We start from the raw sequence: 11,820 nt of genomic DNA, 5'->3' as shown, positions 1-11,820 counted from the left end.
TTCCTTGCTAGGCATACGGTTTACGAACTTACTAAATAGAGCCTCGGATGATAAAAGATAGCGGAAGAGAAAAGCTGTCAGACAAAAAATTTGATTCTCCAGTAAACAAGGAGAAGTTCATTAATAAGTTGTTTGAGCGATTAGTAGCGTTGAAAGTTGAGTTCAAAAATGTGGACTTTCGCTACTGTATTTTTGATGCCGCTTATATAAGGAACTGTAGTTTTGAGGATTGTGATTTTACTGGGTGTAGGTTCGTGAATTGCAATCTCGCGGGATCAAGCTTTAATGGTTGCAAATTTGATTACGCTACTTTTGATAAAACACATATTGATAACGATATTCTCGAAGCTGGCTGCCCTGGTCCCGAGAATTTAAAACTTAAATTTGCGCGTTCATTACGATTAAATTATCAGCAAATTGGCGACGCCAAATCTGCAAACAAAGCAATTACTATTGAACTGCAAGCAACAGAAGACCATCTTCACAAAGCTTGGAAATCCAAAGAATCTTATTATCGGAAAAAGTATAAGGACATTAATAGACTCAAGGTATTTGGTGAGTGGATAGAATTTAAGTTATTGGATTTAATCTGGGGAAATGGGGAGTCCACGTGGAAGCTGTGTAGAGCGGTTCTGGTGGTTTTGCTCATTATTACCGGTGTTCATGCTATTGGTTTTGGTGATCCGTCGTTAGTTAAATCATATTTCGAAGCATTGTTGGTTTCACCACAAGTATTCCTCGGAACACTGGAACCTTCGGCATATCCAAAGCTATATTTGACCGCAATTTTACTGGTTAGATTGATTATGTTTGGTTTCTTCATGTCTATTATCATCAAACGTTTTAATAGGCGGTAAGTGTGCATATCTATGCCTTTGGATCAATTTGCCGAGGTGAAGTCGATTCGTTTTCAGACATTGACATGCTTGCTATTGTGAATGGCCGTGATGACAGGTTTAGCCCAAAAGATTACTCCATTTATTCTTATACGCGAATAAGTGAACTGTGGGAGCAAGGAAACCCGTTTGCCTGGCACCTCTTTTTGGAGTCCAAGCTAATCTATTCATCAGATGGTTCTGACTACTTGCGCAGTATTGGTGAGCCAAGCTCCTATAAATCAGGTATAGCTGATTGCAACAAGTTTCGTGAAATATTTTTATCCGCCAAAAAATCAATTCAGGGATCATGCCTTGCCGAAGTATTTGATTTGTCATCCGTATTTTTAGCTATAAGAAACTTTGCAACATGTTACTCGTTACACATTGATGTAAAACCTGACTTTTCGAGAAATTCGGCTCGAAATATAGGTATTCATAGCCTACCTATTGATAATTCTACATATGAACTACTTGAGAGAGCTAGAGTTCTTTCTACAAGAGGCGAAGGTGAGCTTCTAAGTTCTTATGAGGTCGGCAAAGCGAAGATGGCATTAAATAAAATCGAATCTTGGATGAATGAAAAGATAAACACAATTACAAGTGATGGTTATGAGTGAATTTAACAACAGAATAATAGCGCAGAGGAATGCGCTAACAATTGTCAACGGATCGGGGTTATTCTTTGAGCCATTGTTGAGTTTGACAGAAAAAGCTATTGATCGGTGGTCTAGAAATAACGGGATTGAAACTCGCGATCTGTTGGTCGTATTGCTCAAATCAATGTCAGGAACTTTGTTTTTTTTGGCAAACAAGAGCCAAGAGCAAGTGACTGAAGATTACAAAGCTCTTTCCGAGAAGGTGGACAATCAATTGTCAGAATTAAAGCTTGAAGTCGCTAACAAGGCATTGCAGCGGACAAGCCGCTGAATGCGCTGTTAAACGATCAATTTCTGACATAAACCTGCCATTCAAGAATCACACCGACAGTCAGTAGTCGCCCCTGAAAAGCCACAAATTCACGGCTAAAGCATTGAAACACAATAAATAATTGAAGAAAAAGACGGGCAATAATTGCAAGAAATTAGTAAAATAGATATTAATTTCTTGCAAATTTTTATCGAAAATGAAGCCAAAATCCCAAGAAAGTAGCGGCCAAATCGATCTATTCAACACACCACTGGCCGACCTGTTGAATCCGAAGCATGAGCTTTACCAACTGGCAAATTTGATCGATTGGAAAGTACTGGATGATGCGTTCGGTGAATTTTTTACCGAGAACCAAGGCGCTCCGGCGTTGCCAACGCGTCTTATTGCCGGGCTTCATTACCTCAAACATGCGTTTGCACGCTCGGACGAAGCGGTCGTGGCACAGTGGCTTGAAAATCCCTATTGGCAATATTTTTGTGGCGAAGAGTATTTCCAACACCAGATACCTTGCCACCCCACGTCACTGACCTATTGGCGAAAACGGATCGGAGAAGAAGGTTGCGAGTGGATGTTATCGGTGACGATCCAGGCTGGCGTAGCCAGCAAGACCGTGAAGAAACAGGATTTTGAATCGGTGACGGTTGATAGCACGGTGCAAGAGAAAGCCATCACGTATCCGACCGATGGAAAATTGTATGAACGCTGTCGCCAGCACATGGTACGTCTGGCTGAGCAGCATGAGATTACACTACGGCAGAACTACAACCGCAAAGCCCCCTATTTGCTGATGATGGCGAACCGGTACAGTCATGCCAAGCAAATGAAGCGCAAACGCAAAATGCTCAAACAGCTCAAAACTTTGGTGGGTCGGGTTTACCGAGATATCGAGCGCCAATTGACGGATCAATCCGATGCAGTCAAATTGGCTTTTAAAGAGACGCTAGAGAAAACCCAACGGATTTTGAACCAACAACCCCAGGATAAAAACAAGCTGTACAGTTTCCACGCCACGGAAGTCGAATGCATTTCCAAAGGCAAAGTCCACAAGAAGTATGAATTCGGCGTCAAAGTGGGCATCACCGTCACCAACAAAAGTAATTTTGTGCTCGGCGCCCGCAGCTTTTCCGGTAATCCCTACGATGGACACACCCTGGAATCGTGTCTGGAACAGGCGGAGATTCTAAGCGGTACACGCGCAAAAGAAGCTTTTGTGGATTTAGGATACCGTGGTGTCGAGGTCCCGAACGTGACCATTTACAAAGCCCGGCAAAAGAGAGGAATAAACACCCGGCGACTCAAACGCGCCCTCAAACGCCGCAATGCCATCGAACCCGTCATCGGGCACCTCAAAAACGACGGATTGCTGGGCCGCAATTACCTGAAAGGCGAACTGGGCGATGCCATGCATGCCATCTTATGCGGTGCTGGTCACAATATCCGTATGATCCTCAGGCAGTTGAGGATTTTTTTGCCTCATTTTTGGAGACCGCCATGTCGGATTTTGGCGCGGCCATTGAGCGCGCCGTTTTTATTGTCGGCCTGAATGCTGGTGTTCGGAAAATATCGGCTTTTTCAGGGACGACTCAGTAGTTGGCTGATGGCCGTCAAACCCCACCACCAATACCGTGATCGACTGTATCCAATTCCCGAACGGATGCCATATTTTCCGCAGGGGCGGTCAGCTGTACCCCATTAGTAAGCCTTGGAGCCAAACGAGAATCGCATTTTGCTAGTCGCGAAAGCCAAATTCTCTTGCGTGCAAACCAAACTGCCTTGCGCGCCAGGCAGTTTGCCGAGCGAACAAACCAATTTGCTTTGCCTGCAAGGCTTGGTGGGCTTACGAACAAGCCTAAAAGCCTTGCGAGGATAGCAAAATAGCTTGTGCGCAAGCTGAATAGCCTGGCGCGCAAGGCGTTTTGCCCGGCGGACGCATGAATTTTGTGTTGTCCGCAAAGCTTTTAACTGAGCCAGCAAGGCTTTGGGGTTTGTGCGCAACGCTAAAAGCCTTGCGAAGATAGCGAAAAGTCTCGTGCGCGAGCTTAAAAGGCTTGCGCTTAAGGCTATAAGCAATAACGGAATGGCTCCGAGGGTTGTATGAATCGATTAAGACTGCGGCGGGCTTGCTTACTACCCGATCATGTCTGCATGCGCCCTTAGCCTTTGAGGATGCGTTAAAGGCAATCAAGCGCAGGTTTGGCGCAATAGCAGCGGTACTCACGATATCCTAAGCCTGGTTTTGGCTGGACATTTACCGGCTATGGCCGAAATCTGCATGATAAGAACATGGCTGTGCCAATAACGCTCGGCATTGGCGGTGGCAAAATCGGTAATGTTTAACCCAGCCCGGCACACCGTTCCAGCTGTCGAAGCCTGATGCGTCCTTCGACAAGTCTCTCTTGAGCGTAGCCGAAGGGCTCAGGACGAACGGTATTTAAGGGCAAGGACCGGGTTAATAAGGAACGGCCTTGAGTACTCCATGGAGTGGGCTAGTTCTTACTCAGCGTTCCCTGCAGATATTGATTGATCTGTTCGAGGTCCTGTTCATTCAGGCTGCCGGCCGCTTCTTTGAGTTTGATGCCGTTGATCAGATAGTCGTAGCGGCTTCTGGCGTAATCGCTTTTGGCTTTGTATAAATTACGCTGTTCGGTAAGCACGTCCACCATGGTGCGGGTGCCCACTTCAAAACCGGCTTCGGCGGCTTCCACGGCCATTTCCGCAGATTTGCTGGTAGCATCTAATGCTTTGACTCTACTGATGCTGGAAACTACGCCGCGAAATGCGTCTTTTACGCCGCGATTGATGCTGCGTTTTACTTTAGTCAAATCTTCCTTGGCTGCTTCATACTCGTAGGCCGCTTGGCGGCTGCGGGAAGAGGTGCCGCCGCCTTCGTATAAAGGCAGGTTGAGTTGCAATCCGAAACTTTCATTGTCGCCGCGCAAGCCGTATTGGTTGCCAGTATCCATTTCGCTATATTGCGCGACGATGTCGAGGGTGGGCAGATGCTTGGATTGTTGTAACTCGACGTTTTTGCGGACGTATTCGGCTTGATTAATCTGTGCGACGATAGAGAAGTTATTGTTCTCCGCTGCATTGGACCAGGATGACAAGTCCTCCGGTGCGGGCGGGCTGAGCGGGATTTGTGCTTGCAAACTGTTTAGTTCGGCGGCATTCTCACCTATGATTTCCCGCAAGGCTTCCTTGCTGTTATCCAAAAGGTTTTGTGCTTCGATCTCGCTGGCCAGAGCTCTGTCATAACCGGCTTGGGCTTCATAAACGTCTGTAATCGCTATGATGCCGACGTCGAAACGCTGCTTGGCCTGCTCCAATTGTTTTTCGATGGATTTTTTTTCCGAGTTGGCAAATTCCAGATTGTCTTGCGCGGCCAGTATATTGAAATACGCCTCGGCGGTTCTGCGGATCAGGCTTTGTTGTTTAGCCTGGAATTGCGCTTCCGCCTGAGCAATTTTATTATCGGCTTGATCAAGCTGTACCCAATGGTCCCAATGAAACACCGGTTGTTTTAAATTGATACCGAATTTGCTGTCCCAGTAATGCTGCAAGGTGGTTCCCAAAAAGCTGGTACTTTCCAGACGATTGCGGCTGCTGTTGGCGCTAAAGGAAAGATTTGGCAACATTTGCGCGATGCTTTGCGACTTAGTTTCGGCGATGGCGAGCTTATTGATATCCGAACTTTTAAACTCCGGATCATTTGCTTTCGCCAGCTGATAGGTTTCCAGCAAGTCCTGACTAAAAGCCAGTTTTACCGGTATCAATGCTACCAAAAAGGTGCATAACAGTCTTATCATTGCTATATCTCGTGCTGAGAGTTGGGAATAAACTTACATTATCGCCTAAAATAAAGACCTTACAGTGCTTATTTAATTTTGCCATAAGGTTAGGCACACATCATCCGTTCGTCAAAGTAAAACCTTAATCAATCGAGAGTTTATGAGTCAAAAAATTACCAAAGCTGTTCTCCGGTTGCCGGTTTGGGAACTCGTTCGTTATCCACAGTGATCCCCGCCATCAAAACCGGACAGTTCAAGAAACGAGTGATTGATAAGTAGACCAAAGCGGAATTTATATGGTGATGTGTATTCTATGTACCTTGATCATCCTCACCGATACGGAGTAGAAAATAGCAACAGCAGGTTCAAGAAAGATCGCGCACTTCACTTTTAAATTTGCCATGTTTCCAAGAAAATAAGTGTGCGGATAACAAAGCTCATTACAAATAATGTGATAAACCTTTTGAATAAATATGATTCAATAATTTTAATTAGAAACAAATTATCTTATTTTTGATGTTCAGGACGAAGCAAATCGTTCACTGTTTTTACCGGATTAAATGTTTCGATGGGAACTTCAACAAAAATTGTATTCCAATCGCTCATGGCTCCATTCCAAAGTCCGGGCAACTCTAAAGCTTTCAATTCTTTACCACCCTTGGATTTCGATGAAATAAATCCGGTTTGGTTGTCGACATAATGTAAAAGATTAAATTTTTCGCCTTTATAGTTTTTCACTCCACATACCAAATCAACAGGATTAAAATGTGTTGAATTCATCATTTTAGCTTTTTCAGCAGGATTTGATAAATCAATTTGCGAACTTTCGAGAATTTGAGTAGATACGGTTCTATCTGCATTTACAGTAAGAAAAGGACCACCACCAGGTTCTCCGGTATTTTTAACCATACCACAAACCCTAATCGGACGATTTAGCTTTGATTTCAGATACTGTTTTAATTCACTTTCATCCAATTTATCAATTTCAGGGTGAATGTTATTAAGTTCCTTTTCGCAAAACAGTGCAATTTCATGTAAGCTTGAAATAGAAGTATTCTCTTCATCCAATAATTGAAGATTTTCAAACGCTTTTTGTTGAAGTTTAATCAATAAACCTGCAATGGCTTTCTTATATTTAACTGTTTGGTTTTTAAGATAATCAGGAACTACATTATCAATATTCTTAATAAAAATTACATCTGCATTCAAATCGTTCAGATTTTCAATGAGAGCGCCGTGTCCTCCGGGACGAAAAACTAATTTTCCATTTTCGCGAAATGGTTGATTTTGTTCGTCGACAGCTATAGTGTCAGTCGATGGCTTTTGTTCTGAGAAACTGATGTTGAATTTTTTAACCAGTACATTTTCGTATTCAGGAAGCGTATCATTTACATGTTTTTCAAACAGTTGACGGTGTTCAGTCGAAACTGTGAAATGAATATTTACTTCATTCGATGCATTAGAAGCATACAATGCGCCTTCCACCAAATGCTCCTGTAGCGAAGTACGTTTTTCGTTGTTATATGTGTGAAATAAAAGTAAGCCTTTAGGCAACGCACCATAATTCAAGCCATTACTGTTTAATAAATTAGACACAATAGCTTTTGTCTCTCCATTTTCAATCAAATCATCAATACTTTTATTATTATTTTTCAAACAACATTCGTTCAAAGCATTGTAAAACGCAAAGTTTTTAATTTCAGTAATAAATTTAATTTCAGCAGGTTTTGTTGGTTCGGCATAATCGGCATCCAAAAACTCATATAAATCTTTAAACATACGACTGGCCGCACCCGATGCCGGAACAAATTTTAGTATTGAAGCATCGGATTTCAAATAAGCATCCCATGTTTCCAACAAATCATTAATTTGCGCATCCGAAGCAATGGTAATACCCCGCTCTGGTGATGCAGCATTAATTATTTTCAAAAACGGGAAACCAGTTTCAAAACTTTTAAGCTGATAAATAATTTGTGATTCTGAAATACATTTTTCGCTAATTTGCTGTAAATCGTTGATTGAAAGCATGATATTATAATTTTGATGTTGAAAATTTTGTAATATTTATCTGCACAGTTAATTATGCGACAAAAGTACAGCTACATTTGGGTGCCTCGAAAAAATCATCAGATGAGAAAATAGCCACAACCCAATGCTACAGATAACCGCCATGATCAAAGAAATCCTCTTTGCCGCCGAAGAAGGGCATTGATCTGCCCATAGTGGGGATTGTGGTTGTTCCGTAGCCTTTACCAAAATCGTCCCCACGTTAGAAAGCACTGATATCCGATTGATTCCCGTATGAGTTACCGTTCGGAATAACTCTTTATTATAATCATATGGTATACAATGCATCAGCTTTGGAACTAAACAAAATTATTCAAATTGCTGCATGAGGAAATTAAAGCCGAGTTCGCCGCGTATTTGCAGCAACGCCTCAGCAAAATTTAGTTCTCAGATGGCGGAATGGCAATTACCCGCCAATCCGTTGTTGTCGGCGATTGACGATTTCGTAAATCAACAGCGCGCACATAATCAGAGCCGTGCCGGCCATGGTTTTCACCGTCAACGGTTCGTGGTTGACGCTATAACCCAGCACCAGGGACATTATCGGTGTCATCAAATTCATCATCGCCACGTTGGTGGCTTGCATGTTGGCCAACACAAAATAATACAAAGCAAAACCCAGAGTGGTGGCAATCACCCCAAGATAAGCAATGGAATACAGGGTTTGCGGTGGAATATTTTCCGGCAATACGCCGCCATCCAACCAATACCAGGTGCAGAAATACAAGGGTACCGCGATTAACAATCCGCCCGTAACCAATTGTAAAGCCGGTAGACCTGCGTCAATTTGCTTGACCCACACCGCGCTGGCCGCGTGGATGAAGGTAGCCACCAGCACGCCGATCAGGCCTTGCAGAGCGAGTTCATCCAATTCCAGAGCCGAGCTGAACATGACCACTAACCCACCCATACCCAAACTATAAGCGAATAATTTACCCCAACCCAGGCTGCGTTCCTTCAAATATGTCGCAGCCATAAAAGCGGTCATGAACGGGCTTAATCCGAAAATTACCGAGATCCAGCCAGACGGCACGAATTGCGCGGACCAATAGGTAATCAGCATGCTGCCGTAAAGCTGTATCGCCACCGCCAGATAAGTTATCAAAGCGGGTCGGTGGAGCGGCAAACGCCGGCGCAAAAGTAGCAATAGCAACAGCAGGCAAGCCAGTCCGGTGCTCATTCTTGCCATCGCCCCGAACACAAAGCTGACGCCGATACTGCTCCATTTTATGGCTAGCGGCGTAGTGGTCCAGACTAGAATGACACTGAAATACGCTAAAGTCAGGCGGGTTTTCACCTTAAGGCAATTTCAGACGGTTGGCGATCAATTGCTCAACCACCGACGGATCTGCCAGGGTTGAGGTATCGCCGAGATCGTGGAATTCGTTGGCGGCGATTTTGCGCAAGATGCGGCGCATGATCTTGCCGGAACGGGTCTTGGGTAGGCCGGGTGCCCATTGAATCAGATCGGGCAGGGCGATGGCGCTGATTTCCTCGCGTACCAAGTCTTTCAACTCGCCTTTCAGGCTGCTGTTGCCTTCGATGCCGACGTTCAACGTCACATACGCATAGATGCCTTGGCCTTTGATCGGATGCGGAAAACCCACCACGGCGGCTTCGGCTACTAAGTCATGCAGCACCAGCGCGCTTTCGATTTCGGCCGTACCCAAGCGGTGGCCGCACACGTTCAATACGTCATCGATGCGGCCGGTAATCCAGTAATAGCCGTCTTTGTCGCGGCGGGCACCGTCGCCGGCGAAATAATAGCCGGGGAACTTGGCGAAATAAGTGTCGATAAAGCGCGCGTGATCACCATAAACGGTGCGAGCTTGGCCCGGCCAAGGATAGGTCAACACCAGCACACCTTCCGCTTCGCCTTCCAGAATGTTGCCATCCGGATCGAGTATGGCCGGCTTTACGCCGAAAAACGGCAATGTGGCTGAGCCGGGTTTTAATGGCGTCGCGCCAGGTAGAGGCGTGATGAGAATGCCGCCGGTTTCGGTTTGCCACCAGGTATCCACCAGCGGGCAGCGTTTGTTGCCGACTACTTGGTAATACCATTCCCAGGCTTCTGGATTGATTGGTTCGCCAACGCTGCCCAGGATACGTAACGAGCTGCGGTTTGTGCGGGTGACAAAATCGTCGCCCTGCGCCATCAGCGCTCTAATGGCAGTCGGTGCGGTGTAAAAAATATTAACCTGATGTTTGTCGATCACTTGCCAGAAGCGGTCCGGGTGCGGATAAGTCGGCACGCCCTCGAACATCAAGCTGGTGGCGCCATTGCATAATGGCCCGTACAGCACGTAGGAATGGCCGGTAATCCAGCCGATGTCGGCCGTGCACCAGTAAACATCGCCTTCCTGGTAATCGAATACGTATTTATGGGTCATGGCCGCATACAGCAAATAACCGCCGGTGGTGTGCAGCACACCCTTAGGTTGGCCGGTGGAACCCGAGGTATACAGGATGAACAGCGGATCTTCAGCGTCCATCATCACCGGCTCGCAGTCGGCCGACGCGGCTTGCATCGCTTCGCGATAATCAATGTCGCGGCCTGCGGTCCAGGGGATGTCGTGGCCGGTATGCTTGATCACTATCACGGTATTCAAGTTGGGGCATTGCTTGGCGGCTTTATCGACATTCAATTTGGAATGCACAACTTTGCCGCCACGAAAGCTCTCGTCGGCGCAAATCAAAACCCGGCAATCTGCGTCGATGACGCGATCGCGTAAGGCGTCAGCCGAAAAGCCGCCGAAGACAATGGAATGCACCGCGCCGATGCGCGCGCAGGCCAAAATGACTACAGCCGCTTCGGCGATCATCGGTAGATAGATACAGACTCTGTCGCCCTTTTGTACGCCATTGGCTTTTAAAACATTGGCGAATTGGCAGACTTGAGTGTGCAGCTCGCGGTAGGTCAGTTTACGATCATGCGCCGGGTCGTCGCCTTCCCAAATGATCGCTACCTGGTCGCCGCGTGTTTCCAGGTGTCTGTCCAGACAGTTGACGGTGACATTCAGTTTGCCGCCCAGGAACCACTGTATTTCGCCCTTGGGGTAGTCGTATTGCAGCACCTGCTGCCAAGGTTGCTGCCAATCCAAAAATTCGCTGGCCTGTTCAGCCCAAAAAGTTTCCGGGTCGGTTATCGATTGTTGGTAGAGACGCTGATAAGCAGCGCTATCGATGTGTGCGCTGGCGGCAATCTGCGGATTGACCGGATAAATTTTTTGGTCTGACATAACGTAACCTCCTTCTTTGAACGTTATTAATGGTGTTGTAAGGCTGAGACGGCTTGGGTGCTCGTCAAGCATCGGGCTTGCCAGTGTTCAATGGCCCATTCCAGAATACTGTCGATTGCGGCCAGCCGCAAATCGGGCGGTGGATTTTGCTGGAGTAAGGTTAGCAGCAGAAACAAGGTTGGTGCGGCTTGATTGGGATTGATGGCTTCCGCTCGGGTCTGCTTACTCAGCTTATGGCCTTCTTGGTCGACAATCAGCGGAATGTGCATGTATTGCGGCACCGGGTAACCCAGCAAATACTGTAAATACTGCTGTTTGGGGGTCGAATCCAATAAATCGTAACCTCTCACCACCCGATTAACCTTTTGCTGTTGGTCATCAACAACACAAGCCAATTGGTAGGCGATGATGCCGTCCTTCCGCTTGACGATAAAGTCGCCGTGCTCGCTTGCCAGGTTTTGGCTGATTTCACCCTGCAAATCATCAACAAAGCGCGTCGAAATATCCGCTGTTTTTACGCGTAGTGCATGTGGCGCATCAGTCGATTGCGGGTTTGTGCGGCAATAGCCCGGATAAATCAAAGGCGAATTTGCCAATAAGCTGCGGCTACAGGTACAAGGGTAAAGTGCCTGCTGCTTTTGCAATTCGCTAATGGCCTGCTCGTATTGCTCAAGATGATGGCTTTGATAATCCACCTCGCCGTCCCAATATAATCCAAAGCTTTGCAGACAATTCAGAATCGCGTCGCTGGCTCCCGGCATGTTGCGCGGCGTATCAAGATCATCGATGCGTAACAGCCACAGCCCTTTATGCTGACGGGCATCCAGGTAGCTGGCAAGTGCGGTGTATAAAGAACCGAGGTGAAGTGGGCCGGTAGGCGAGGGCGCGAACCGGCCGACGTAGGGTGCGGAATTGGGCAGA

Annotated in this window: 9 protein-coding genes; 4 read left to right on the top strand and 5 right to left on the bottom strand. The window is 46.4% G+C overall.

The window, feature by feature from the left end:
• The first annotated feature begins 47 nt into the window (after positions 1 to 47).
• The 4 genes from EBB_RS20510 (at position 48) to EBB_RS20495 (ending at position 3,348) form a co-directional block, all read left to right on the top strand.
• Positions 48 to 857 (top strand): pentapeptide repeat-containing protein, encoded by an 810-nt coding sequence (locus EBB_RS20510; protein ID WP_192395578.1) that lies wholly within the window; start codon positions 48 to 50, stop codon positions 855 to 857.
• Between the two features lie 2 nt (positions 858 to 859).
• Positions 860 to 1,495: a nucleotidyltransferase domain-containing protein gene (locus tag EBB_RS20505; RefSeq protein ID WP_192395577.1), complete on the top strand. Its 636-nt coding sequence runs from the start codon at positions 860 to 862 to the stop codon at positions 1,493 to 1,495.
• Positions 1,488 to 1,805: a hypothetical protein gene (locus EBB_RS20500; protein ID WP_192395576.1), complete on the top strand. Its 318-nt coding sequence runs from the start codon at positions 1,488 to 1,490 to the stop codon at positions 1,803 to 1,805. The genes EBB_RS20505 and EBB_RS20500 overlap by 8 nt, the downstream gene beginning before the upstream one ends.
• Positions 1,806 to 2,001: 196 nt before the next feature.
• Positions 2,002 to 3,348 carry an IS5 family transposase gene (locus tag EBB_RS20495; RefSeq protein WP_225587194.1) on the top strand — a complete coding sequence of 449 codons (1,347 nt, stop codon included), beginning with the start codon at positions 2,002 to 2,004 and terminating at the stop codon, positions 3,346 to 3,348.
• A gap of 943 nt (positions 3,349 to 4,291) precedes the next feature.
• Here EBB_RS20495 and EBB_RS20490 read toward each other — a convergent pair.
• From EBB_RS20490 to gluQRS, 5 genes are all read right to left on the bottom strand, one after another.
• Positions 4,292 to 5,611, bottom strand: coding sequence for a TolC family outer membrane protein (locus EBB_RS20490; RefSeq protein WP_192395575.1), 1,320 nt, complete (start codon positions 5,609 to 5,611; stop codon positions 4,292 to 4,294).
• Between the two features lie 489 nt (positions 5,612 to 6,100).
• Positions 6,101 to 7,621, bottom strand: coding sequence for a DUF4301 family protein (locus EBB_RS20485; RefSeq protein WP_192395574.1), 1,521 nt, complete (start codon positions 7,619 to 7,621; stop codon positions 6,101 to 6,103).
• Positions 7,622 to 8,066: 445 nt separating this feature from the next.
• Positions 8,067 to 8,957, bottom strand: coding sequence for a DMT family transporter (locus tag EBB_RS20480; RefSeq protein ID WP_223146887.1), 891 nt, complete (start codon positions 8,955 to 8,957; stop codon positions 8,067 to 8,069).
• Between the two features lies 1 nt (position 8,958).
• Complete coding sequence (gene acs / locus EBB_RS20475; RefSeq protein WP_192395573.1) at positions 8,959 to 10,899, bottom strand: acetate--CoA ligase; 1,941 nt, start codon at positions 10,897 to 10,899, stop codon at positions 8,959 to 8,961.
• Between the two features lie 26 nt (positions 10,900 to 10,925).
• Positions 10,926 to 11,819 (bottom strand): tRNA glutamyl-Q(34) synthetase GluQRS, encoded by an 894-nt coding sequence (gene gluQRS, locus EBB_RS20470; protein ID WP_192396419.1) that lies wholly within the window; start codon positions 11,817 to 11,819, stop codon positions 10,926 to 10,928.
• Position 11,820: the final 1 nt, after the last annotated feature.

The sequence above is a fragment of the Methylomonas fluvii genome (genome assembly GCF_014850975.1).
Classification (GTDB): domain Bacteria; phylum Pseudomonadota; class Gammaproteobacteria; order Methylococcales; family Methylomonadaceae; genus Methylomonas; species Methylomonas fluvii.
Note: the sequence above shows the minus strand (reverse complement) of the source record. Positions and strands in the feature narration are given on the sequence as shown.